The sequence below is a fragment of the Bacteroidota bacterium genome, assembly GCA_005882315.1.
Classification (GTDB): domain Bacteria; phylum Bacteroidota; class Bacteroidia; order Chitinophagales; family Chitinophagaceae; genus VBAR01.
The window spans coordinates 1,237,162-1,262,759 of record VBAR01000001.1 but is presented as its reverse complement, the minus strand read 5'-3'; the positions used below and the strand labels follow the sequence as shown (position 1 = coordinate 1,262,759).

Sequence of the window (25,598 nt, the reverse complement as noted above, 5' to 3'; positions counted from 1 at the left end):
AAATGAGATCAGATTTTTCTTTTCAGATAAGCGGAATAATCCGGCAATATAGCTTCATATTCTTCCTGCATCAGTGGCGATGTTAAAATAAAATCGGCTGTTGAACGATCGCAGGCAATCGGGATATTCCAGGTCGCAGCTACCCGTAGCAATGCTTTTATATCCGGGTCATGGGGCTGTGCTTCCATCGGATCCCAGAAAAATATCAATACATCAAGTTTGCCTTCAGCAATCATGGCGCCTATCTGCTGATCGCCACCAAGTGGACCACTTAATAGTTTTGTAATGGATTGATCAAGCGCATTCTCTAAAAGTGTGCCTGTAGTACCTGTCGCATAGAGCCTGTGCTTAGTCAGCGTTGTTTTATTGAAAATTGCCCATTCAATAATTTCGTCCTTTTTATGATCATGCGCCACAAGTGCAATTCGTTTACAACTGTTCAGATTTCTTTTATCCATATTTATACTTTAAAATAAAATGCCTTACCATAAGGCAAGGCATATTTATGATTAAAGATACAGATTATTAATTCAGTTCGGCTGATACTGTGATTTTAGGTTCTTTTGAAACCTTACCGGCAGAAATCGGTTGTCCGTCAATTTCATAATCCGCCAGTTTAATGCTGAAAGATGCAGATGCTTTCAATTTTTTTCCTTCCACAACAATTGTTGCTGGTGTTGTTACTTTTTGTGATTTCCCTTTTATACTCAGGTCGCCTTCTACATTCACTGTATAAGTCCCGTCTTTTTTAAAGTTTACTGCGCCAGGATTTGTTATCACACCATTAAAAGTTGCTTTGGGGAATTCGTCAGAATTCATCCAGCTCTTCTGATTGAAATGTTCCTGTATTTTGGGATTTGAAAATGCAAAGCTTTTAATGGCAGCTTCAAACTGGATAGTGTTTTTTGCCTGGTCAATAGCGGCAATAGCCGTTTTATTTTCTGCTTTGGGCAAGTTATCAATCGACGTGGATGCATCGAATCCAACGGTTGCTGAAGTTGTTGTTTTTTTCTGAGCAATAGCAATAAGAGATGTTATAGCGATCGAAAGGGTTAAAACTGTTTTTTTCATTTTTGTATATTTTTTGATTTTTAGAGTGTGTTTATGTTATTTATCAATTGTACTTCTTTTAAAACTTACAAAGTAAGTGTCGAGTATCTCGCTATATATTCCATCACTACAAGATCCTTTTATAGTTACTCTGTCACCGGGTTTCAGGGTTTTAGCCTGATCCAGGTGCTGCTGTTGAAAAGCAAAAATTAAATATGATCCGGTTGTTGTATCCGCCATTTTAATATTAATTGTACTGTCGGCAGCCTCAGTTTCTGTGATTATTCCTGTAACAGAAATGATCTTTTCCGCATATTTTTTATTTGCAGCTTTATAATCGGCTTCAAACTCCTTTATAAATGGAATAGCTTCTACTGAGAATTCAGATTTAACTTTAGCAGTATCATCATAAGTGAGGTTTGCAAAGTAGAAGTAAACAATGATACCCACAGCCAGCAAAGCTCCACCTGAGATGAGAGACCACCTGAGAACCTTTTTATTTCCTGGATTTTTAAACATTTTAATAAACAATTTGCAAAGCTTCATCAATCAATTAAAAACAAGCTTGATGTATGTTAAGGACAGTGTTAAATGAAATAAAAAAACCCCGACGTTTACCGTCGGGGTTATATACTAACCCATATTTAGAAAACAAAGTTCGGATTAAAACTAAGTTGCCTGTATCTCTTTAATTTTCTCCCTGATCTTCGCTTCAATCTCGTTGGCAAGTTCAGGATTATCAACAAGTAGTTGTTTTACCGCTTCACGTCCCTGGCCCAATTTATCAGTATTATAGCTGAACCAGCTTCCGCTTTTCTGAACAATACCCAACTCAACACCCATATCTATTATTTCACCGTTCTTAGAAATCCCTTCTCCGAAAATGATATCAAACTCTGCCGAACGGAAAGGTGGGGCTACCTTATTCTTTACAACTTTTACTTTTACCCTGTTACCAATCGCTTCTTCGCCATCTTTAATTTGAGAAGAGCGACGAATATCCAAACGAACTGAAGCATAAAATTTTAATGCATTGCCGCCTGTTGTAGTTTCAGGGTTTCCAAACATCACCCCGATCTTTTCCCGCAACTGGTTAATGAAAATGCAAATCGTATTTGTTTTTGCAATTGTAGCTGTTAGTTTTCTCAATGCCTGGCTCATCAATCTTGCATGAAGGCCCATTTTACTGTCTCCCATTTCTCCTTCGAGTTCACTTTTCGGAACAAGGGCTGCTACTGAATCAATTACCACCACATCTAATGCACCGGATAAAATCAGTCGGTCAGCAATTTCCAATCCCTGCTCACCATAATCAGGCTGAGATATCAAAAGATTATCAACATCAACACCTAATTTCTTTGCATAAGCACTGTCGAAAGCATGCTCAGCATCTATAATAGCACACATGCCGCCTTTCTTTTGAGCTTGTGCTATAACATGTGTGGCAATTGTTGTTTTACCAGATGATTCCGGTCCGTAGATCTCAACTACCCTTCCTCTCGGTAATCCACCAATTCCAAGTGCCACATCCAACCCAATTGAGCCGGTAGACACGACTTCCATTTCGGCAGTTCCTTTCTCATTCATCATCATCACACTTCCCTTGCCATAATCTTTTTCAATTTTGTCAATAGTTAGCTTAAGAGCTTTAAGCTTTTCGCTGTTGTTATTTGTTGACATATCGGTGGTTTTTTCTTTATCTGTCTTTGCCATATACCAAAATTAGGTTTTCTGTTTTGCCGTCCGAAAAAATGATTTGAACTTTCAAAGCTAAATGATTTAGCAATTACCTGCTAACATTTTGGGAAATATTTTTTTAGGCCTGCCTGAGGCTGACTAAAATCAGGGTTGCCATCACAACAAAATTTACCGATATTTGACCTCCTAAATCTTAGAAATATGAAAAGAATTTTGCTTGCAGCAGCCGTGCTGACTTTTTCCTTCAGCATCAATGCACAGGATGCTCCATCTGCTAAGCCGGGTGTAGTATTTGGCGAGGTTACTGAAAAAGGTACCGCTGTCTCTACCAACGAAATAGAATCTAAAATGGTAGATAATAAATACGAAGGAAAAATAAAGGGCAAAGTGGTTGAGGTTTGTAAAGCAATGGGTTGCTGGGCAAAACTCCAGAAAGAGGATGGCAGCACGATTATGATAAAAGTAAAAGATCATGAATTTGCAATGCCGCTGGATATTGTTGGTAAAGTGGTAGTGGCCGAAGGCTCCGCCCAGGTAAAAGAAACTTCTGTAAATATGCTGAAGCACTACGCAGAAGATGCAGGTAAAAGCAAAGAAGAAATTGAAAAAATAAAAGAACCCAAGAAAGAAGTGCTGATGACAGTGAAAGGTGTTAAAGTAATTGAATAAAGAATTTTGTTAGTATAAAAAAGTCCCTGCTTTATAAAATAAGGCGGGGATTTTTATTTGCCGAGCATTTGCCTGATGGTTTCAAAACTCATCCAGCTCATAACCGCAACTACAAGCCAGCCAAATACCTGTAACCAGGTGGGATGCTTATACCCTTTCATCAGTGAAGATTTTGTAGCTGCCAATAAAATAACTGCCAACCCGATGGGAAGAATAATGCCATTAATAGCTCCGGCTTTTATCAGGAGGTTTACAGGATTGCCTTCGATTATAAAAACAATTGTTGATAAAACTATAAATCCGCTGATAATGAGTTTTTCATTTTTAGAAACTGCCGGGACCAATGTTTTCCAAAAAGAAACTGAAGTATATGAAGCTCCAACAACTGAAGTAATAGCTGCGCACCATATTACTACACCAAAAAATTTATAGCCAATATCTCCTGCTGCAAATTGAAAAACAGAAGCAGCAGGATTGCCTGTTGCAAGTGTAGCACCACCAGCGACGACACCCAATGCGGCAAGAAATAATATGAATCGCATTGTGGCTGTAATAAATATTCCGCTCAATGAGCTTTGTGTTACCTGTGGTAAATTCCTTTTTCCTTTTATCCCCGCATCCAACAAGCGATGGGCCCCGGCAAATGAAATATATCCGCCGACTGTTCCGCCAACCAGTGTTACAATTTTCATTACATCAATTTTCTCTGGCCAGAAAGTTCTGTATAAAGCTTCTCCAACAGGAGGATGTGATTTGAAAGCAACATAAAGTGTAAGGCCAATCATTAATATTCCCAGCAGTTTTGAAAAATTATCAATCAGTAATCCTGCTTCTTTATACCAAAAGATACCCAATGCAATCACACAACTGATAATAGCCCCAGTTTCAGCACTTATTCCCGTCAATACATTTAAGCCCAAACCACAGCCCGCAATGTTCCCGATATTAAAAACCAAACCGCCTCCGGCAATTAATACTGCTAAAAAATAGCCAAGACCCGGAATTACTTTGTTGGATAAGTCTTGTGCCCGGTTTTCACTCATGGTTACAATCCGCCATATGTTCATTTGGGCGCCTAAATCCAGTATTACTGAAATAAGGATGACGAAACCCATGCTTGCCATCAATTCTCCTGTAAATTTTGAGGTTTGAGTAAGAAAGCCGGGACCAATGGCGGAAGTTGCCATTAAAAAAGCAGCACCGAGTATTGCAGAGTTTCTTTTCACTTATTAATTAAAAATAATTGATTTCAATGAGTCTTGTTTTTTCAAATCTGACAGGCTTGACTCATTATCTTTGCCGCCTCCCTTATGGCCCTACTCGATTTTTTAAATAAACGCAATAAAAAAGAAGAAACCGGAAACGAGATGACCTTTATTGATCATCTTGAAGAACTGCGTTGGCATATTCTCCGTTCGGTGGTTGCGATTGTACTTGCTGCAATTGTGATCTTTATTTTTATCGAGAAGGTTGTAGATCAACTTTTGTTTGCTCCTACAAAACCAGATTTTGTAACTGCCCAATGGTTTTGTACTGTTGGCAGAAAGATCGGCATGGGTGAGGCTTTGTGTTTTGGAAAAGTAGATGTAAAATTTTTGGAGACTACAATGACCGGGCAGTTCATTTCATCATTTACTGTTGCTTTTGTTGGCGGGTTTATTGTTGCGTTCCCATATGTATTTTGGGAGTTTTGGAAATTTGTAAAACCTGCACTTACACCTAAAGAGCTGAAGAAAACAAGAGGTGTCATTTTCTGGGTCTCTTTTTTATTTTTCCTTGGGGTTGCTTTTGGTTATTTTATTCTCACTCCGTTTATGGTAAACTTTTATTTTACCTATAAGCTTAGCGATATGATAACGATCATGCCCACCTTTTCTGATTATCTTGAAAACCTGATCTATACTACAGTAGGTATTGGTATTTTATTTCAAATGCCATTGTTAGTAATGATCCTTGCACGAATCGGTGTTGTTACTGCAGCTTTTTTAAGAAAATACCGCCGTCATGCCATTGTTGTTATATTAATACTCGCCGCTATTATTACTCCCACAACCGATCCTTTTAGCCTGGGTATTGTAACAATACCGTTATACCTTCTATATGAAGCAAGTATAATCATCGCCTCCCGCATTAATAAAGAGAAAGAAAAAGCGGCAAAAGAGTGGAGTTGATTTAAGTAAGGAGTCGGTAGTTCGGAGTCAGGAGTCAGGAGTCAGAATTTTCCTAACTTTGTGCAATTACTCCGAACTCCTAACTATAAACTCCCAACTATATGAACTCTCCTTTCAATCTCAATAAACCCATCGCTATTGGCAGTGACCATGCGGGGTACGATTATAAAGAAAAACTGATTTCTTTTTTAGAAGGCAAGGGCTTTGCATTTACTGATTTTGGAACGCATTCTAAGGACTCGGTGGATTATCCCGATTTTGCACACCCGGTTGCTGATGCTATTGAAAAGGATGAAGCAGCCTTTGGTATTTTAATTTGTGGCAGTGCCAATGGTGTAGCCATTACCGCTAATAAACACCAGGGTATCCGCGCCGCAGTATGCTGGGGCGAAGAGTTGGCCAAACTTTCAAGAGAGCATAATAATGCAAATATTATCTGCATTCCGGCCCGCTTTGTTCGTGAAGGAGATGCGGAGAAAATGGTTAATCTTTTTATGCATACAGAGTTTGAAGGCGGTCGCCATGGCAAACGGGTAGATAAAATAGCCTGCTCTGCCTGATATTTTACAGCCTTTCATCATTTCTTTTATTCCCAAACATTCATTTGAATTATGTTTGGGAATTATTTTATAAAATAACACATCAATGAAAAAACTGTTTTCTGTACTAACGGCATTGCTTCCCTTATTTGCGCTGGCGCAAAAAAAGAACAGCCCTGCTTTTTTTGCCAGCACTATTTCGGTAGAAGATCTAAAAAAACATTTGTACATAATTGCCAGTAAAGAAATGCGTGGCCGGGACACTCCATCACCAGGCCTGGATAAGGCGGCTGAGTATATCGAAAATCATTTTAAATCGCTTGGTTTAATTCCGGGAAACAACGGAAGCTATCGCCAGCAATATCCGTTGTATAAAGATTCAATGATCAGCAGTTCTATGAATGTGAATGGATCTGCTTTTGAAACTAATAAGGATTTTATTTCTTCCAATTCAAACTACAGCGGTGAAATGCGTTTTAGTGAAGCTGTCTTTGCTGGCTTTGGAATTGTAGATGGTCAGCAGGATGATTATGCAGGATTGGATGTAATGGGCAAACTCGTAATTATTGTCGATGGAACGCCGGATGGTTTTAAACCAACACAAGGCGCAAGATCTGTTTCTGCCACTGGCAAAGGCATGACCGCACAAAAGAAAGGCGCTGCAGGTTTATTGATCATTGGTAAAAATTTTCCAAGGACCGCGGGTGGTGGTTTTCAAGGTGGCTGGGTTCTGAATTCCTATAAGTCAGCACAAACGCCGCTTGCTTTTACAGTTTCAGAAAAAGTTGCTGCAGCTATCATGGGTGATGATGCGACAGGGATATTTGATAAAATGAAACAAGGTGTGCCTTCAAAAACATATAAAGCAAATGTTGACTTCAGCTATTTTAAGCAAACAAAAACTACTTATGCGTCAAATGTAATGGGGATGATTGAAGGAACTGATAAAAAAGATGAGTACCTGCTGATAACTGCACACTATGATCATATTGGTGCAAGAAATGATACAATAATAAATTATGGTGCTGATGATGATGGAAGCGGAACCGTATCGGTGCTTGAATTAGCCGAAGCATTTGCAAAAGCAAAAGAAGCAGGCAAAGGTCCCCGCCGCAGTATTTTATTTATGACGGTAAGTGGTGAAGAACATGGTCTGTGGGGTTCGGCTTATTATGCCAATCACCCTGTTTACCCACTTGAGAAAACAACAGCCGATTTGAATATTGATATGATTGGTAGAATAGGAAGTGAATATGATAAAGACAAAGACTCGACAAATTATGTTTATGTAATAGGAGATGATAAACTCAGTAGCGACCTGGCGCCAATCGCAGATTTGGTTAATAAAGCAAATTCAAAACTGAAGCTCGACAGAAAATATAATGATCCAAAAGATCCGAACCGTTTTTATTATCGTAGCGATCATTACAATTTTGCCGAGAAAGGTGTTCCGATAATTTTCTATTTCAATGGTGTACATAAAGATTATCACCGCCCCACCGATACGCCGGATAAAATAAATTATCCGTTGATGGCAAAAAGAGGCCAGCTTGTTTTCCATACAGCATGGGAAATGGCTAATCGTGAGCAAATGTTGAAAAGAGATATTAAACTGGATACACCTCCAAGAGGATTTTAGGTTTGTTTCAGTAATATTATTCAACCCCTTGAAAGTTTTTCAAGGGGTTTTTTATGTTTCATTAAACCCAGTTGAAAGGCTTTGGTCTATTTCTCTATAACAAACAATCCTTACCCTTTAGCATAAATACAAACGGCCTTTGATCTTATCCGGCGGGCCGTTTTTTATTCTTTAAACCTTCCTGTTTTTTTAAGAACACGGATAAGAATATAAACCAGAGTAAGTGCAGAAAGAAGAATAATGGCCGTAGTGTTTCGGCAAGTAATGCTATTACCAGTAAGCTCAGGATAACGCAGTAGTAAAATAAGAATGATACCTGCCAGCCAGATAAATTGTGTTGTATGTTCCTTTAATATCCAACGCTTCCACTTAAACTCCATTCCTTTCATTGTTTTCCCTAATCCTCTAAGATCAGGAACCCAGCGGTTTACTTTTTTACAATACATATCAAAATCATTTCCGAATTTTTTACGCAAAAAATCTTCTTCTGCCAAAACAATGGCCTGGTAAATGAAAAGAAACAAAGGAATGATTACAGCAACATATAATAACGAGTTGGCTAAAATACCGACTCCTAACAGCATCAGGATATTACCAACATACAATGGGTTGCGGCAATGATTAAAAATTCCATCCGTTACTAATCCTTCTGCATAGGGTTTGCCTTCTTTACCCCCACGAACGATATAAGCAAGCCCGATCGTGAGTCCGCGGATCAGTTGGCCCTTAACTGTAATAATTAAACCAATGATGATCGGCCACCATAAATAATTTTCACCACAGTTTTCTTTTGATACAATGGGCCAGGACGGAATGAATAAGGCGCCATAAAAAAAGATGAAGAGCCAATTGCGGTGTTTGAAGAAAAAATTTCCTATCTGAACCATCTGGTATTATTTCTTTATTGCGATCATGCCTGCAAAATTGTACCATTTAAAAAATACTTCGCAATGAGCAAAGCCCCGGTCACGCAGCATGGTTATATTTTCTGAAAGTTTGTAAGGAATCAGCACATTTTCCAACGCTTCTCTTTTTTGAGATATTTCCATTTCGCTGTAATTATTGCGTCGTTTATAATTATAATAGTATTTGATAAAGTCACGGTTAAACAAGCTGTCTTCTGCAAGAATTTTTTCTACCAGTATCAGCACACCGCCGGAGTTGAGTCCTTGATAAATATCGTCAAGCAGTTTTTGCCTGTAAATGGGCCGGACAAACTGAAGTGTTAAACACAAAACAACAACGGATGCATTTTTTATTTCTACCCCCTCGTTCAGATCAGCGATTGTGAGATCATAATCCCTGCTGAATCCAAGTTCCATCAATTTTGATTTACACTTATCCAGCATTTCCGGGCTATCATCTACACCAATGAATTTTACTTTATTATCCACCATTGTGTCCATGCCAATCATTGTAGTACCAGTGCTGCAACCCAGATCGTATACCAGCGAACCTTCTTTTGCATGATCGGTGGCCAGTTCAGCCATCATCCGCTGGATCTCGCCATAGTAGGGAACAGAGCGGCTTACCATATCATCAAACACTTTGGCCACACCGGCTCCAAATTTAAAATCACTTACTTTCTCTATTTCCTCCTTAAAAACTTCGTCTTTTCCCATAGATAAAAAATTAGGTCTGCAAGGTAACTTTTTCGGGCTAAACTCGGTTATTTCCACAGTGCTGAATAAGCGGTCAAATTTGATTGGCTATAAATTAAAAATCAGTAGTTTCGCTGCCATCATTCTATCTAAAAATATTCAACGTCGCTTATGAAGTTCATCGTTTCTTCCTCTGCCTTACTAAAACAACTGCAGCATATTGCCGGTGTCATTAATGCCAACACGGTATTGCCGATCCTTGAAGATTTTTTATTTGAAGTAGAAAAAAATAAACTGACGGTGGTGGCCACCGACCTTGAGACTGTAATGCGGGTTCAACTGGATATTGAAGCTAAAGACAGCGGTAAGGTTTGTATTCCTGCAAAAATTTTATTGGATAGTTTGAAAAATATTCCAGACCAACCGCTCACTTTTAATATTGATAAAAATTTCGGTATTGAATTGACCAGTGATAATGGTAAGTATAAAGTGATGGGTGAAAATCCGGATAATTTTCCGAAAGAACCTGCTGCGGATGATACCACTTCATTTACTACTACCGCTTCTGCTTTGGTAACCGCTGTAAATAAAACATTGTTTGCTGTAAGCAACGATGATCTGCGCCCTGCGATGACCGGTGTATTCTTTGAATTGGATAAAAAAGGAATGCAAACTGTTGCTACCGATGCACATCGTTTAGTAAAATATAAAAGAACAGATGTAAAATGTCCGAAGTCAGATTCTTTTATTGTTCCTAAAAAACCTTTGAGTTTATTAAAAGCTGCATTGCCGGGCAATGATGATGAAATAACACTTAGCTATAACAGCAATCATTTTTTTGTAAAACATGGCAGCATACAAATGAGTTGCCGATTGATCGATGCGAGGTTCCCGGATTATAAAGTGGTAATACCAACCGATAATCCTTACAAGCTTACAGTAAATAAAAATGATTTCCAAGGTGCATTGCGCCGTGTTGCTATCTTCAGTAATAAAAGTACTAACCAGGTTACACTTACCATTGCTGGCAGTGAATTGGAACTCACCGGGCAAGATGTTGACTTCAGCAATGAAGGTGATGAAAGAATGAAATGCCGTTATGATGGTGAGGATCTTGCTATCGCTTTTAATGCGAAATTTTTAATTGAAATGCTGAATGCTGCGGATAGTGATGATATAATAATTGAATTATCAACTCCAACAAAAGCCGGTATCATTAAGCCCGCCGACAAAGAAGATAATGAAGAGCTGCTGATGCTGGTAATGCCGCTGATGTTAAATCAATAGACTGGTGATGTAGAATCAATCCTGTTTGTAAACAGTAGTTTAAAAATAATAATCGCTTTAAAAGCGGGTCGTACGATCCGCTTTTATATTTTTAGTAAATGGATTTTGTACCGGTCGCTGTTTATACTAATTATATTGATGCCAACATTATGTTGGGTCGCATGCAGGAAGATGGAATTGATTGTTGGTTGAAAGATGAAAACATAGTAACAATCGATCCTATTCTCACCAATGCCGTAGGGGGAATTAAATTAATGGTGGCTGAAAATGAAAGGATGAAGGCCCTGCAGTGGCTATGGGAAATGAACAAAGAAAAAAAGGCCGGCCTTTCTTGTCCTAAATGTAATTCGCATAACCTGGAGTATGTCAGCACCCCGCGAAAACCTGGTAACTGGCTGAGTGTTTTGATCGCAGTGTTTATTACATCTTTTGCTCCGCCGGTAGAACAAGTATATCATTGTTTTGACTGCGGTGCAGAATTTGAAAAGCCGGTAGAAAATAATCCTGTTTAACGTGCTGTTATTTTTTTCCTTCGTAACTTTTGTCCGCTTATGCACCGCCCCGTGGCAGTTGGCATATTAGCATTCAATTTTTTCTATGTGGGATAAAATCATTCACTATTTCTCAACCCTTGAACAACGTCCGTTTGAAAGAATGGCTATTCTTGTGGGCGGCCTATTATTTTTCTGGATCATCGAAGGCGCAATTCCCCTTCTCTCATTAACCTACAAGAAAAACAAACTTCGCCATGCCGGTGTAAATTTTGGTTTTACGATCATTCACCTGATCATTCACACTCTGCTGGCAATTGTTATTATCAAACTCAGCGACTGGTGCAAAGAGGCAGAGTTTGGATTGATCTACTGGTTTAATGTTGGAGTGTTTGGAGCAGTTGTTATTTCTGTACTTGCATTAGATTTTAGTAGCTGGTTGGTACATCTTGTAATGCATAAGGTAAAACTGCTCTGGCGGTTTCATCTCGTTCATCACACAGACACGAATGTAGATGTAACTACTGGTCTGCGCCATCATCCGGGTGATAGTATTATGCGTGGTTTGTTTTTTATGTTGTTGATCTTTATCTCCGGGGCACCGATGTATGGAGTAATGATCTATCAAACCCTGCTTGTATTTGCTACTGCATTTACACATGCAAATGTGAATTTGCCTAAATGGCTGGACAGTTCCCTCAGCTATGTACTGGTCTCACCTAATATGCACAAAGTACACCATCACTGGAAACAACCTTTTACTGATAGTAATTATGGAGGAGTTTTTTCGATTTGGGACCGGCTGTTCGGTACATTTATGAAACTAGATAAAAAAGATCTGCACTATGGGATCGATCAATATTATCCTGCTGATAAAGATGAAGACTTTATGAGGCTAATGAAAAAACCTTTTCAAAAACTGAATGAGTAAACATTTCCACTTAGCGTATTAGAGTTACTGTTCCTTTATACATTCTTTTATTTTCCCCTTCACCAACGGTAATCAGATAAACATACACAGCCGAGGGTTGTAGTTGTCCTTTATATTTTCCATCCCATGCTGCCTTTATATTTTTAGTATGAAAAACTATTTGACCGTAGCGGTTAAAAACTGATAACTCAAAAAAAGAGAACGATGAAAGCGACGGCACATACCATACATCATTCTTTCCATCCTGGTTAGGCGTAAAAGCTGTGGGTATATAAATATCATTATAGACTGTTACAATTACATCATCAAAAGCTGAACCGCAACCAACATTCGATGTTACTGTAAGCCTGTAGTCATATTGTCCTGCGGGAAGAGGCAATGCCACGGGTTGTAATGCCGAAGAATTATCAAGATGTATTGGTGGTGTCCATATATAACTGATATTATCGCCGCCAACATTTCCTTCAAGTGTAACTGGCAAACCCAAAACAGTTTCTTTATCCGGACCTGCATTTGCAACTGGCTTTTTTATAACATCAATATTTACTATTGCAGTATCTGTGCAATTGAAATTATTTGTAACCACCAATTGGTATTGTGTTGTACTAACCGGGCTCATCACCGGGTTAGCTGATGTTGAAGATGATAGGCCTGTCGTTGGAGTCCATTGATATGTTCCTCCGCCCGTTGCATTCATCTGTAACGCCTCGCCTTCACAAATAGTAGCAGACGTAAATGATACAGTTGCTGTCGGCACAGGATTAACAGCTATCGTTACCGAATCGTTTTTTGGACACCCGGCGCGGCTGGTTGAATTCACATAATATTTTCCCGAATGAATGAACTGTGCATTTGTAATGGATACTGTGCTTCCATTGGCAGTAAAACCATTAGGCCCCTGCCATGTATATTGGTAGGCACCTGTTCCCGAAAACTGAATTGTATTGCCAAGACAAACCGGTGAATTGCTGTTTACGATCAATAATGGTATTGCTTCTACATATATCGTTAACAACCGGGACGCAACTCTACAGCCCGTATTATTAATATTACCAGCTTCTGCTGCCAGCATTTTGTATTGATATACACCTGGGGTGCCCGGTATATTCTTAGTATAGTTGGTAGCTGTAGCACCTGCTATATTAGTAAATGGTCCTCCATTTATACTTTCCTGCCATTGAAAAAGCGGATTGGAAAAACCAGAAGATACAGCACAAGTAAAATCAAATACTCTTGCGTTTCCTTCGCAAATAGTAGCTGAATCAGATGTATAACCTATGATCGCCGGACTTAACAAGGGCCCGCAGGGACGAAAGGTAATATCATCCAATGCAAGATCATTACCACATCCGCCCGGTGCATTATTTACAATTCTTAAAACAACAGTACTAACTCCAACAGGTGTGGTAAAAAAGAAACCGTATTGCTGCCACACCGGTGCGCTTGGCGTTGGAATATTCCCGGTATTATAACTCTGTATTAATGTACCATCTGTTTTTTCAATTGTAAAAGTAAGATTGGGCGTAATGCCGCCGCCGCCACATGCCGATCCTCTCAATACATTTACTATCCATGCAGCAAATTCAAATGTGGTACCTGAGCAAAGACCAGTTACCGTATCTAGATAAAATGCTCCTGGTTGAAAAGATGCATTTACCAACATAAAATAGCCACCAGGATCTCCTGTATGATCCGAAGCCAGGTTATGCCAGCTATTTCCAAAACATCCTGCCGTATTATTTCTTACTGTATAAAATCCATCATTGGGACAATCAAAAGATACATATTGGTAATTAGTACTTGCCGCTAAAAGCGGTAAGCCCGGGTTGGATCCGCTGCCAAATGTTTTATTTACAATTGGCAAACCCAGGCTACCGGTACATAACTGTGATAATGAAGAAAGATGTAACAGTAGCGCTGCTATAAATAAAAACGGTATTTTAAAATGCTTTTCCACCTCGGTCTGTAAAAATAACCCCTGCGATGCACAATAGCGAACACACAAGCAATAATCCAGTAAAACATATATTCGCTTAATGAAAATTACAGCATTCATACCTGCCCGTTATGCTGCCACCCGTTTCCCGGGCAAGCTCATGCAAATGCTGGGCGATAAACCCGTTATCCTTCATACTTATGATAATACTATTGCCACCGGCTTGTTTGATGAAGTGATCGTTGTGACTGACAGTAAAATTATTTTTGATTCGATCACAACAAATGGCGGCAAAGCGATGATGAGTAAAAAGCAGCATGAAAGCGGAAGCGACCGCATTGCAGAAGCTGTTGCTGATTTGAATGTTGATATTATAGTAAACGTACAGGGTGATGAACCGTTTGTAAAAAAAGAACCGCTTGAAAAATTGTTGAAAGTTTTTGAAGGTGAAGAAGGGAAAAAAGTACAGGTAGCTTCGCTGATGCAGGTGTTGAAAGATGAAAGATCAATCAACGACCCTAACTATGTGAAAGTAGCGGTTGATAAAAACATGAACTCTCTTTTCTTTTCACGAAGTATAATTCCTTACCCAAGAGATAAAAATATTCCCGTTACATATTATGAACATGTCGGTGTATATGCTTTTCGCAAAGAAGCTTTGATCAATTTTACCAACTGGCAAATGACACCGTTGGAAGCCGCAGAAAAAATTGAATGTCTACGTTATCTTGAAAATGGTGTACCGTTAAAAATGGTGATCACTGAATATATGGGAGTAGAGATTGATACACCCGAAGATTTAATTAAGGCGGCAAAGCTTTTATAAACTTTCAAAATGAAACAACTTCTTTTTATTCTGTTTCTATTAATTACTGCAAAATCGTTTTCGCAGGAACCACTTTACAAAGAACAATACCGTCCACAATTCCATTTCTCTCCTGAAAAAAATTGGATCAATGATCCGAATGGTTTGGTTTATCATAATGGACAATACCATCTATTTTACCAGCATAATCCTTTTGGAAATATTTGGGGACATATGAGCTGGGGACATGCAACAAGTAAAGATCTGATTCATTGGAAACATTTACCAGTTGCTATACCTGAGGAAAATGGCATCATGATTTTTTCCGGAACCTGTGTGGTCGATAAAAATAATACAAGTGGTTTTGGTAAAAATGGAAAGGTTCCTATGGTAGCAATTTATACCGGGCATATTGAAGGTGTTAATCAATCGCAACATCTTGCTTATAGTCTGGATGATGGGCTTACATGGACAAAATATAATAAGAACCCCATACTGGATCTAAATAAAAAAGATTTCCGTGATCCAAAGGTCTTCTGGTATACTCAAAAAAAATATTGGGTAATGGCACTGATGCTATCTGATATACACGTCGTTCAGTTTTATTCTTCAAAAAATTTAACCGAATGGAAATTGCTGAGTGAGTTTGGGCCTGCCGGCGATACGAGTGGCGTATGGGAATGTCCTGATCTAACGCAGATCCCGATTGAAGGACAACCGGGCAAAAAGAAATGGTTATTGCAAATGTCAATGAACGGTACGATGCAATATTTCGTTGGTGAGTTTGACGGTGTAAAGTTTGTAAATGAAAATCCTGCAGATAAAATTTATCGCCCTGATTATGGTCCGGATTATTATGCGGCTATTTGTTACGGACAGTTGCCCAACAATCATAAGCCTGTAAGTATCGGCTGGATCAATAACTGGAATTATGCAAATGCTATTCCTACATCGCCATGGAAAGGAGCTATGTCAATACCAAGAACCTTAAGTGTAAAGAAAATTGGTGGCGAATGGATCTTGATCCAAAAGCCGGTTGAGAAAATAAACTCTTTACGTCAGCTTGCATACTCAGGTAAGAACAGGATCATTGAAAAATATATCAGCCTGCCGGAAGAAACACAACAATGTGAAATTGATGTTGAAATAAAACCCAATGCAGGTTCCATTACCGGTGTAAGAATTGCAATTGGCAATGATCATTTTTTAGAGATCGGCTATGATACAGAAAAAAAAATTCTTTATATCGACAGAAGCAAAACAGCGAAGCAATCGTTTAATAAGAATTTTGAAAAACAGAGCCGGTATGAAACACCCTATATATTATCTGGCAACCTTCGCTTACAAGTATTTTTTGACAACAGCATTGTTGAAGTATTTGTAAATGGCGGCAAACGGGTTTTCACCGCCCAGCTTTTCCCGGATGAGTATGATTCGGAGATTGAATTGTTCAGCGATAATGTTTACGCTACAATGGTTTCCTGTACTATTTATAAAATGAAATCGACCTGGTAATTATTTTTCATCAATAGATGCCACCTGTTTATTTATTTTGCTGTTCGATTCTATTCTCCCTAGCCATTTCCCGAGTCTTGTCATGTCGAGCCGTAAATAGTTCAATATCGAAATGAGGATTGTATGCGAGACATCTCAGAGATCCCGACCTCTGAGATGTCTCGCCTTAAAGTTTTATGCCCGAACATACAAGGACTTAGGGCTCGACATGACAAGACTCTAATAGATTGATGTATTCCTCCCATTTGTATCGCTTGCTTCGGCAGATGCATGCATTCCTGTATTTTCGCAGCACAAATAATTCGCATGAAGTTTCGCAATTTAAAAATAGTGGGCTATGTAGTGTATGGCCGCGGAAGTTTTAACCAACTGGATGAAATTCTTGCGCCGCAACGAAAGGATGGTATGCCAATGATTTTTTTATTAGATCATTATTTTGAAGACCAGCCGCTGGTAAGCCGTGTACCCATGAGAGGAAACGATAAGATCATTTTTGCAGATGTGACCTATGAACCAAAGACAACTTATGTTGATTCGCTGGCAAAACAACTCAAAGAAGAATTCGGAACGGTAAGTGGTGTGATTGGTATTGGTGGCGGCAGTACATTGGATCTGGCAAAAGCAGTTTCGCTGATGATGAATAACCCGGGCAGCAGCGCCGATTACCAGGGATGGGATCTTGTAAAAAAACCGGGTGTATATAAAGCAGGCATTCCAACCTTAAGCGGTACTGGTGCAGAAGTGTCAAGAACAACTGTACTAACGGGTCCGACAAAAAAACTGGGAATGAATTCTGACTTTACTCCTTTTGATCAAATTGTTTTAGATCCGGAGTTAACCGCAAATGCTCCAGCCAATCAACGATTCTATACCGGCATGGATTGTTATATCCATTGTATTGAAAGTTTGGAAGGAACATACTTAAATGAGTTTAGCAAAAGTTATGGTGAAAAAGCATTACAGTTATGTCGCGATGTATTTGTAAATAAGGATGGTTGGGATGAAGAGTGTGATGAAAAACTGATGATGGCTAGTTATGCAGGCGGAATGAGCATTGCCTACTCACAGGTAGGTGTTGCACATGCGGTGAGTTATGGGCTTAGCTATTTACTGGGTACTAAACATGGTATTGGCAATTGTATTGTGATGAACCATCTTGAAGAATATTACCCTGCCGGTGTAAAAGAATTTAAACACATGGTAGAAAAAAATAGGATTGATATACCAACCGGTATTTGCAAAGGATTAAGTGAGGATGATTTTGAAAAAATGATAAACGTAAGCATGGGCATGAAACCCCTTTGGGAAAATGCATTGGGAAAAGATTGGGAGAAGATAATGACAAGAGAGAAGCTAAGGGGGTTGTATGAGAAGTTATAAACCCGGATTTAAAAACATTGCCGAAGCCTAATCAGCCGGCGCAGTATAGTAAGCCGTTTTGATTTATTTCTCGCTTTTAAACCTGCGATAGTATTTTAATTTATATATCACAACTTCATATAAGCAGACATTGTGAACCATTTTAGGACTGAAAGAACAGCCATATATGATACAGCAAAACTCTTTACCCAATATGGGTGGATTTTTCGTGAACAACCGATTGTAGATTTAGGAGTTGATGCACTTGTAGAAACTCCAATAGATGCAAATAGAAAAGTAAAAATATTTGCATTACAAATAAAAGGCGGTGAAAGTAACTTTCATAAAAAGAAAAATTATCTCACATTCTACTTTTCTGAAAGACATTATTTATACTGGAATGCAATCAGTGAAAATCATCCCTTATTCATAATTCTACAGGATCCAACATCTGAGAGAATTTACTGGCAACATTATACTCAAGAGTATATTTCGAAAATTCGCAAAAATTGGAAACTTGACATCCCTTTTCACAATATTTTGAATGAAGATTCAAAAAAGAAAATTTTGGAAATCCTATATGACGACAAACACTCTAATATATCAACAGACTTTAGCCCAAATCCAGGTCAGCAAAGCAAAGATGACTTAACTCTAAATTTTTATTTAAACTCCAGAGTTAATAATAATCTTCATTTATTCCTTAAACACAAGAATGAAAGTGTTTCAATAGATTTAGGCTATAAACCAAAGAAGAAAGAGTGGGATTCTAAAAAATCGTTTTTAACATGGGAAAACGCATATCATTATTCCATTATTGATTTTGATAAATACATACGAACACAATTTGACACAACAAGTAAGAACAAGCAGTCCTTCAAAAAGTTAATTAAAGACATAAGGCTCATTATTAATGGAAAGATTGAGAATATCGCAGAGTTTATGTTTAATTACGATAACAAAGAAAACAATATACCTAAATACACAGAGTTTTTAAAGGCATTTGAATTGTATAGTAAACTAAAAAAGGAACAATATGCCGTACAGGCTCTAGGGCCAATAATTCATTTCAAAACAAAAAAAGAAATTTTTGAAATGAGTACTTATCAAAGCCTTAGAGAAGAATTAAAAAATTACATTGAGAATGACAGTTACAGTGAGATATACACTCAAACCAACGAACGTATTTGGGGTGAAATATATGTAGATGCAGGTATAGAAAAATCAAAATTCATCCCGATAATGCAAAATGAATGGGAACGTTATTGGGAAAGACTTTACAAAAGAATAAAAAAAGAAATCGGACATACTGACCATCTGGATAAAAGTAAGGAACAGTCGTGGAGAATGTTTAAATCATTCGTTAAGCTATACAATGATGCTGGAAACATCATCGAATTAGCATACGATTTTGACGAGATGGTTTTATATCCAATGGCGGTTATTGCTATGTTGAGAATTTTTAATGACGAAGTTTGCTATGATGAGTATTGTGAGCTTGAATTTGACACAGGAAATGAATGGGAAAGCATAAGTTTGGATGATGAAAATTGGGATTCGCTAATATTCTACATAAGGCCATACGAAATTTAATTCCGCTCAATATAGTGTTAGTAGCGGGTCTTTAGTCTCACAGGCGTTTTAGTATAATACATTTTCAAATCAACCGCATTTTGCTACAAGACTGCACAAAGCCTCAATCTGATTTCTTATATTCGGTATCCAAAACTTCCACTATGTATAAAAAATTACTGCCTGCTATTGTTTTTGTATTGTTTGCTGTTTCAGCAACTGCACAAAAAAGAAATTTAACACCGAATGATATTTATAAAATTAAAAGCACTGGCGGTGGTTTGATATCACCCGATGGTAAGTGGTTTGTATATATACTCACAACAACTGATTCTGCCAAGAACAACCGCAACACCGATCTGTGGATGATGAGTTGGGATGGCAATGAAAATATACAGCTTACCAATAGTCCCGATGGTGAAAGCAATGCCAAATGGAGCCCCGATGGAAAATATATTTCATTTGTTGCTTCCCGTACCGGTGGCAGCAGCCAGATCCATTTACTCAACCGCATGGGTGGTGAAGCTATCAAACTCACTGACGTAAAAGGTGAACTCAATGATTATTCATGGAGTCCTAACAGTAAAACAGTTGCATTATTACTCCGTGACCCGGCAGATACAAGCAAAGAAGCAAAGAGCAAACCATGGGTAATAGATCGCCAGCATTTCAAACAGGATGTTTCCGGTTATTTATACAGCAAACAAAAAACGCATATCTATTTGTTTGATGTAAAAGAAAAGAAACTCGATACATTGACCCGTGGTAAATATGATGAGGGGGGTATTCAATGGAGCCCCGATGGATCAAAGATCGCTTTTGTAAGCAACCGTACTGAAGACCCTGATAAAAATGAGAATGCTGACATCTTTGTGATTGATGCAAAGCCGGGAGCTGAAATGAAACAACTTACTACCTGGAAGGGCCGGGATAATTCACCGCAATGGAGTCCTGATGGAAAAACAATTGCCTACCTGCGCAGTACAGCCGATGGAAATTTTATTATGTATGATCAGCCCATTCTCTGCACTATCGGTGCAGAAGGTGGCGAACCAAAATTATTATCCAAAGAACTGGACCGGCCTGTTGGTAATCCGCGATGGAATAAAGAAGGTAATGCTATTGCAGTGTTGATAAGCGATGATTGCCGCCGCTATATAGCTACTTATGATCCTGCTGCTGGTAAAATGAATAAAGTGATCGGTGGTGATCGTGTATTTAATTCATTGGAGTTGCATCCTGACGGTAGTTGGATGACAACGATGACTGACCCGCAAATGCCATCTGAATTTTATGCATTAGAGAATGGAAATCTGCGCCGGCTTACAAAAGTGCAGGACGAATTTATTAATTCAGTTAATCTTGCTTCGGTTCAACAAGTTGTTTCTACCAGCAAGGATGGAGCAAAAGTTTCTAACCTGTTGTTTACTCCGCCGGGTAGTGATGGTAAAAAAATGCCGGCTATCTTTTATATACATGGCGGGCCTGTAGGCCAGGATGAATTTAGTTTTGATCTGACAAGACAAATGCTGGCGGCTAATGGTTATGCTGTTGTTGGTGTTAATTATCGTGGCAGCAATGGCCGCGGTATTGCATACAGCAAGGCTATTGAAGCGGATTGGGGAAATAAAGAAGTGCTGGATATTTTGGGGGCTGCCGATCATTTAACCAAAGCAGGTGTAATTGATGGAGATAATCTTGGTATCGGTGGCTGGAGCTATGGGGGAATTTCCACTGACTATACCATTGCAAGCGATACACGTTTTAAAGCGGCAGCAAGCGGCGCCGGCAGCGCATTGCAGTTATCATTGGTGGGTGTTGATCAGTATATCACCCAGTTTGAAAACGAGATTGGTCTGCCATGGAAAGGCAATAACCTTGAAAAATATATAAAACTCTCTTATCCTTATTTCAAAGCTGATAGAATTAAAACTCCAACACTTTTCATGGCTGGTGAAAAGGATTTTAATGTTCCTGCTGTTGGCAGCGAACAAATGTACCAAGCCTTAAAAATTAATGGTGTGCCGACGGAGTTGATCATTTATCCTGGCCAGTTTCATGGTATTACATTACCATCTTACCAGAAAGACAGGTTTGAAAGATATAATGCGTGGTTTGATAAGTATATCAAGAAGAAGTCGTTTTAAAGAATTTTGAACCACATAGAACATAGAAATCATAGGTTGTCACATAGGATATGGTTATTACAAAGAAATATCTCAATGAGCTTACTTATAAAGTAATTGGTTGTGCAATTGAAGTACACAAACAATTAGGACCGGGGTTACTTGAAAGTGTTTATGAGAAATGCTTTTTGCATGAATTAAAATTGAAGGGAATCGTATACAGAAACCAGTTATGGGTTCCTATTAATTATAAAGGATTGAACCTGGAAGGAGAACTAAGACTGGATGTGCTGGTTGAAGATATTCTATGTGTTGAACTAAAGGCACAAGAAGGTTTCCTGCCAATCCATGAATCAGTATTACTTTCATATATGCAGATGCTTCAAAAGCCAAAAGGAATTCTGATTAATTTTCATTGCCTGAATATCTTCAAAGAAGGACAAAAGACACTAGTCAATAATTTATTTTCGGTATTACCAGAAGAATAAAAAGCTATGTGAACACCTTATGTGCACTATGCACTATGTGGTTCAAAGAAAAACTAATTCAGTTGCAGCGATTCTTTATTGTATTTATTCCTGTAATCAACCGGGCTCATACCTGATATTTTTTTGAATACTTCACGAAAGGCTTTGCTATCCGTATAGCCAACATCGTACATCGTTTCACTTACGGTTTTGCGGCCTGTCTCTAATTGCTTTTTGGCTGCTTCAATTTTTACACGTTGTATATATTCCACTACTGTATTGTTGGTGGCTTTTTTAAATCTTCTTTCAAAACTGCGGCGTCCGATGGAGAGTTGATTACAGAGTTCATCCACCGTTATTTTATCTGCATAATTACCTTCAATAAATTCCTGTGCTTTTTTTATTTCATCATCTTCATGAATTTTCTGGCCTTTGAACATCGTAAAAGGTGATTGGCTTTTACGATCAATATCCAGCACAAAAAATTTGGATGCAAGAATTGCCAATTCACGATTGGTATATTTTTCTACAAGGTGTAATAATAAATTCCAGTAGGAGTTGGCGCCGCCACTTGTATAAACCCCATTTTGTTCCGTTACAATTTTGTTGTCTACCAAATTCACGTCCGGGAACATTGTTCTGAATTCATTTGCAAACAACCAATGCGTAGAACAGTTTTTTCCATCCAGTAATCCTGTTGATGCCAATATGAATGCGCCCAAACAAAGACTCGCCACCTCAGCTCCTTTTTTATATTGTATGGTGATCCATGGTAAAAAATCTTTATTGAGTTTAATAGCATGTTCAAGGTTGCCGCTTACAGCAGGTACGATTATCAGGTCGGGATTGTTTGCGTTTTTTAAAGTAGCATCTGTATGAATCGTAAACAATCCATCAACCAGTTTTACTTCTTTTGTTAACCCAACTAACTGCACATTGAACAATGCGGGTTGTCCCTGGCTTTTTAGAAATTCATTGATGGCGGTAAACATATATCGCGGATCGGCTACCGCTTCTATTACGGCTGTTTCAGGAACGAGTATGGCTATATTTTTCATCTGTTCTCAGTTTAGATGTAAAAATAAACCACTCCGCTGTCGCAAACAACCCCTTATGTTGTCGTAATACCACAGCATGAGAGCCGGATTATGACAATATGTTTGTATTATCAATCAACGAGACATGAAACAGGAACTTCAACCCGCATTAAAAAAATCGTTTAACGAGTTGCTTTCAATCCTTGGTTCTCTGGATGAAAAGCAGATCAATGCCGTTCCTTTTGAAGGCAGCTGGACGGCGGCACAGGTGGCAGAACATTTGAGTAGATCATACGAAATCATTGAAGCCCTAAAAGTTCAGGCCGCTACAACGGAAAGACCGGCTGATGAAAAGGTCGAAACATTAAAAGCCATGTTTTTGAATAGGGATGTAAAAATGAAATCGCCGGCTTTTATTCTTCCTTCTGAAAAACCAATCAACCGTGAATTACTTATAAAAGATCTTACAATTAAAACAAACAACATCATTCAGTTTTTGAATACCGAAGATCTCTCACTTTCCTGTCCGGCCATTAATTTTCCCGGCTTTGGACATTTGACCCGTATGGAATGGCTGTGTTTTATTTCTTATCACACAGAAAGACATTTATACCAGCTTAGAAATATTTACAATCTCATCACAACTAAAAACCTTAATACAATGACACAAATAGTAGCTTACCTGAATTTTGATGGCCGGGCCCGGGAAGCCATGAGTTTCTACCAGCAATGCCTCGGTGGTGAACTGGTACTGCAAAAGATTTCAGAATCGCCAATGGCAGCGCAAATGCCGTCGGAAATGGGGCCGAGGATCCTGCACAGCAGCCTGACAAAGAATGGCCTGACGATAATGGGCTCTGATATGTTGGGGGCAAAAACCAATACAGGTAATAATGTTATGCTTTGCATGATGTGCAGCAGCGATGAAGAGGTAAACTCATTTTTTTCCGCCCTTGCCGCTGGTGGAAAAATTGACGAGCCGTTGCATCAGTCTTTTTGGGGGGCTACCTTTGGTAAGATCACCGATAAATTTGGGATACACTGGATGTTTAACTACTCAAAAAATTAATCATATGTCTTTCCAGGCTTATCTTGATAATATCAAAATCAAAACAGGTAAATCACCAGAAGATTTTAAAAAGCTGGCAGAGAAGAAAGGCTTTCTACAAAAAGGAAAATTTAATCCATCGACTAAAGCTGGCGAAATAGTTGAGTGGCTTAAAAAAGATTTCAGCCTGGGACACGGGTATGCAATGGCAATATTTGCTTTATTCAAAGGAATCAAAAAGTAATTTATAACTTTTTAAAATAAATTAAAATGGAAACCAACAAAACAATCATTACGGTAGAAACAACAGTGAATGCTCCTGTTGAAAAAGTATGGCAATACTGGACCGAGCCACGTCATATTATCCGTTGGAATAATGCCTCGGCTGACTGGTGTACAACTAAAGCAGAGAATGACTTGCGTGAAGGCGGTTCATTCAGCGCTACGATGGCTGCTAAAGACGGAAGTTTCAGTTTTGATTTTGGCGGTGTGTATGATAAAGTTAAAAAGCATAAGCTGATCGAATACACACTTGGTGATGGAAGAAAAGTGAAGGTGGTGTTTACTTCAACTGGCAATCAAACAAAAGTGGTTGAAGAATTCGAAGCCGAAAGCACACATTCCATCGAGATGCAGAAAGGCGGCTGGCAATCTATTATGGATAATTTTAAAAAACATGTGGAGGCTTCGCCAAAACTGGAAGTCATAAGTTTTGAAATAAGCATCAATGCGCCTGCAGAAAAAGTGTTTAATCTTATGCTGGGAGATAAAACATACAGGGAATGGACGGCAGAATTCAATCCTTCTTCTTACTATAAAGGCTCCTGGGACAAGGGTTCAAAAATTCTTTTTCTTGGAACAGATAAAGATGGAAAGACCGGTGGCATGGTAAGTAAAGTAAGAGAAAATATTCCGGGCAAATTTATAAGCATCGAACATCTTGGCGTTTTAAAAGGCGATGAAGAAATAACAAGCGGCGCTGAAGTTGAAGGCTGGGCGGGTGCTTTAGAAAACTATACATTTAAAACAAACAATGGCAATACTGTTGTAGAAGTAGATATGGATTCAAATGAAGATTTCAAATCTTACTTCGAAGAAACATGGCCGAAAGCCTTGAGTAAACTAAAAGCTATTTGCGAAAACAATTAAGTATAATCTTTCAACAATCAAAACCAATAATCATGGCTAAGGTAAGTACATATTTAAACTTCACTAATCAAACTGAGCAAGCCTTCAATTTTTATAAATCCGTTTTTGGTACTGAGTTCGAAAGTGGCGGTATTAACCGTTTTGGTGATATGCCGCCGCAGGAAGGAGCTCCTCCGATGAATGAGGCAACAAAAAAATTAGTATTACATGTTTCCTTACCGATACTAGGTGGTTATATGCTGATGGGTTCCGATGCCCCTGAAGAAATGGGCTTTAAAATAATCGTGGGCAATAATGTTTACATCAACCTTGAGCCAGATTCAAAAGAAGAAGCAGATAAGTTGTTTAGAGCACTTTCAAATGATGGCGAAATAGAAATGCCGATGACTGATATGTTCTGGGGCGCCTATTGGGGAAGTTGTAAAGACAAGTTTGGTGTAAAGTGGATGCTTAACTATGTAAAAAATAAATCATAACTGATTTTTTGAAACAACATTTATCTCATTAA

General features: G+C 38.6%; 26 protein-coding genes. 17 read left to right on the top strand and 9 right to left on the bottom strand.

Annotated elements, in window-relative coordinates; genetic code table 11:
* Positions 1–8: 8 nt before the first annotated feature.
* The 4 genes from E6H07_05205 to recA all read right to left on the bottom strand — a co-directional run bounded on the left by E6H07_05205 (position 9) and on the right by recA (position 2,763).
* Positions 9–458, bottom strand: coding sequence for a methylglyoxal synthase (locus E6H07_05205; protein TMI65320.1), 450 nt, complete (start codon positions 456–458; stop codon positions 9–11).
* Between the two features lie 67 nt (positions 459–525).
* Positions 526–1,071 carry a YceI family protein gene (locus E6H07_05200; GenBank protein ID TMI65319.1) on the bottom strand — a complete coding sequence of 182 codons (546 nt, stop codon included), beginning with the start codon at positions 1,069–1,071 and terminating at the stop codon, positions 526–528.
* Positions 1,072–1,107: 36 nt separating this feature from the next.
* Entirely contained in the window at positions 1,108–1,596 is a 489-nt protein-coding gene (locus E6H07_05195; protein TMI65318.1) for a hypothetical protein, read from the bottom strand.
* Positions 1,597–1,719: 123 nt separating this feature from the next.
* Positions 1,720–2,763 (bottom strand): recombinase RecA, encoded by a 1,044-nt coding sequence (gene recA, locus E6H07_05190; GenBank protein TMI65317.1) that lies wholly within the window; start codon positions 2,761–2,763, stop codon positions 1,720–1,722.
* Positions 2,764–2,949: 186 nt separating this feature from the next.
* Between recA and E6H07_05185 the strand changes: the two genes are divergently transcribed.
* Positions 2,950–3,417: a DUF4920 domain-containing protein gene (locus E6H07_05185; GenBank protein ID TMI65316.1), complete on the top strand. Its 468-nt coding sequence runs from the start codon at positions 2,950–2,952 to the stop codon at positions 3,415–3,417.
* Positions 3,418–3,470: 53 nt separating this feature from the next.
* Here the strand turns inward: E6H07_05185 and E6H07_05180 are convergent, their stop codons facing one another.
* Positions 3,471–4,604 carry a divalent metal cation transporter gene (locus tag E6H07_05180; GenBank protein ID TMI66469.1) on the bottom strand — a complete coding sequence of 378 codons (1,134 nt, stop codon included), beginning with the start codon at positions 4,602–4,604 and terminating at the stop codon, positions 3,471–3,473.
* A 123-nt stretch (positions 4,605–4,727) separates the two neighbouring features.
* Between E6H07_05180 and tatC the strand changes: the two genes are divergently transcribed.
* The 3 genes from tatC to E6H07_05165 all read left to right on the top strand — a co-directional run bounded on the left by tatC (position 4,728) and on the right by E6H07_05165 (position 7,766).
* Positions 4,728–5,588 (top strand): twin-arginine translocase subunit TatC, encoded by an 861-nt coding sequence (gene tatC / locus E6H07_05175; protein ID TMI65315.1) that lies wholly within the window; start codon positions 4,728–4,730, stop codon positions 5,586–5,588.
* A 101-nt stretch (positions 5,589–5,689) separates the two neighbouring features.
* Positions 5,690–6,148 carry a ribose 5-phosphate isomerase B gene (gene rpiB / locus E6H07_05170; protein TMI65314.1) on the top strand — a complete coding sequence of 153 codons (459 nt, stop codon included), beginning with the start codon at positions 5,690–5,692 and terminating at the stop codon, positions 6,146–6,148.
* A gap of 85 nt (positions 6,149–6,233) precedes the next feature.
* Positions 6,234–7,766, top strand: coding sequence for a M28 family peptidase (locus tag E6H07_05165; GenBank protein TMI65313.1), 1,533 nt, complete (start codon positions 6,234–6,236; stop codon positions 7,764–7,766).
* A gap of 164 nt (positions 7,767–7,930) precedes the next feature.
* Here the strand turns inward: E6H07_05165 and E6H07_05160 are convergent, their stop codons facing one another.
* Both E6H07_05160 and cmoA read right to left on the bottom strand, forming a co-directional pair.
* Positions 7,931–8,653 carry an isoprenylcysteine carboxylmethyltransferase family protein gene (locus E6H07_05160; GenBank protein ID TMI65312.1) on the bottom strand — a complete coding sequence of 241 codons (723 nt, stop codon included), beginning with the start codon at positions 8,651–8,653 and terminating at the stop codon, positions 7,931–7,933.
* A gap of 6 nt (positions 8,654–8,659) precedes the next feature.
* Positions 8,660–9,388, bottom strand: coding sequence for a carboxy-S-adenosyl-L-methionine synthase CmoA (gene cmoA / locus E6H07_05155; protein TMI65311.1), 729 nt, complete (start codon positions 9,386–9,388; stop codon positions 8,660–8,662).
* A gap of 150 nt (positions 9,389–9,538) precedes the next feature.
* On the opposite strand from cmoA, the gene dnaN reads away from it, so the two are divergent.
* From dnaN to E6H07_05140, 3 genes are all read left to right on the top strand, one after another.
* On the top strand, positions 9,539–10,654 hold the full coding sequence (gene dnaN, locus E6H07_05150; protein TMI65310.1) for a DNA polymerase III subunit beta: 1,116 nt from the start codon (positions 9,539–9,541) through the stop codon (positions 10,652–10,654).
* A 98-nt stretch (positions 10,655–10,752) separates the two neighbouring features.
* Positions 10,753–11,166, top strand: coding sequence for a DUF2007 domain-containing protein (locus E6H07_05145; GenBank protein TMI65309.1), 414 nt, complete (start codon positions 10,753–10,755; stop codon positions 11,164–11,166).
* Between the two features lie 85 nt (positions 11,167–11,251).
* Positions 11,252–12,076: a sterol desaturase family protein gene (locus E6H07_05140; GenBank protein ID TMI65308.1), complete on the top strand. Its 825-nt coding sequence runs from the start codon at positions 11,252–11,254 to the stop codon at positions 12,074–12,076.
* A 10-nt stretch (positions 12,077–12,086) separates the two neighbouring features.
* On the opposite strand, the gene E6H07_05135 is transcribed toward E6H07_05140, so the two are convergent.
* Complete coding sequence (locus tag E6H07_05135) at positions 12,087–14,132, bottom strand: gliding motility-associated C-terminal domain-containing protein (GenBank protein TMI65307.1); 2,046 nt, start codon at positions 14,130–14,132, stop codon at positions 12,087–12,089.
* Here E6H07_05135 and kdsB point away from each other — a divergent pair.
* The 6 genes from kdsB (at position 14,113) to E6H07_05105 (ending at position 21,877) form a co-directional block, all read left to right on the top strand.
* A complete protein-coding gene (gene kdsB / locus E6H07_05130) occupies positions 14,113–14,838 on the top strand; it encodes a 3-deoxy-manno-octulosonate cytidylyltransferase (protein TMI65306.1) in 726 nt (241 codons plus the stop codon). The genes E6H07_05135 and kdsB overlap by 20 nt on opposite strands.
* A gap of 9 nt (positions 14,839–14,847) precedes the next feature.
* Entirely contained in the window at positions 14,848–16,332 is a 1,485-nt protein-coding gene (locus tag E6H07_05125; GenBank protein TMI65305.1) for a glycoside hydrolase family 32 protein, read from the top strand.
* A 306-nt stretch (positions 16,333–16,638) separates the two neighbouring features.
* The gene (locus E6H07_05120; protein ID TMI65304.1) at positions 16,639–17,712 is read left to right on the top strand and encodes an iron-containing alcohol dehydrogenase; all 1,074 of its coding nucleotides are present in this window, start codon (positions 16,639–16,641) and stop codon (positions 17,710–17,712) included.
* Positions 17,713–17,841: 129 nt separating this feature from the next.
* A complete protein-coding gene (locus E6H07_05115) occupies positions 17,842–19,284 on the top strand; it encodes a DUF4365 domain-containing protein (protein ID TMI65303.1) in 1,443 nt (480 codons plus the stop codon).
* A 143-nt stretch (positions 19,285–19,427) separates the two neighbouring features.
* Complete coding sequence (locus E6H07_05110; protein ID TMI65302.1) at positions 19,428–21,410, top strand: S9 family peptidase; 1,983 nt, start codon at positions 19,428–19,430, stop codon at positions 21,408–21,410.
* A 50-nt stretch (positions 21,411–21,460) separates the two neighbouring features.
* On the top strand, positions 21,461–21,877 hold the full coding sequence (locus E6H07_05105; GenBank protein TMI65301.1) for a GxxExxY protein: 417 nt from the start codon (positions 21,461–21,463) through the stop codon (positions 21,875–21,877).
* A gap of 53 nt (positions 21,878–21,930) precedes the next feature.
* Here the strand turns inward: E6H07_05105 and E6H07_05100 are convergent, their stop codons facing one another.
* Positions 21,931–22,914, bottom strand: a complete 984-nt coding sequence (locus E6H07_05100) for a helix-turn-helix domain-containing protein (protein ID TMI65300.1) — start codon at positions 22,912–22,914, stop codon at positions 21,931–21,933.
* 124 nt (positions 22,915–23,038) lie between these two features.
* Between E6H07_05100 and E6H07_05095 the strand changes: the two genes are divergently transcribed.
* From E6H07_05095 to E6H07_05080, 4 genes are read left to right on the top strand one after another with little or no spacing between them, the layout of a single operon-like run.
* The gene (locus E6H07_05095) at positions 23,039–23,962 is read left to right on the top strand and encodes a DUF1569 domain-containing protein (protein ID TMI65299.1); all 924 of its coding nucleotides are present in this window, start codon (positions 23,039–23,041) and stop codon (positions 23,960–23,962) included.
* 4 nt (positions 23,963–23,966) lie between these two features.
* Entirely contained in the window at positions 23,967–24,185 is a 219-nt protein-coding gene (locus E6H07_05090) for a DUF4287 domain-containing protein (protein TMI65298.1), read from the top strand.
* Between the two features lie 26 nt (positions 24,186–24,211).
* The gene (locus E6H07_05085) at positions 24,212–25,090 is read left to right on the top strand and encodes a hypothetical protein (GenBank protein TMI65297.1); all 879 of its coding nucleotides are present in this window, start codon (positions 24,212–24,214) and stop codon (positions 25,088–25,090) included.
* Between the two features lie 32 nt (positions 25,091–25,122).
* Positions 25,123–25,566 carry a VOC family protein gene (locus tag E6H07_05080; GenBank protein TMI65296.1) on the top strand — a complete coding sequence of 148 codons (444 nt, stop codon included), beginning with the start codon at positions 25,123–25,125 and terminating at the stop codon, positions 25,564–25,566.
* Positions 25,567–25,598 lie beyond the last annotated feature (32 nt).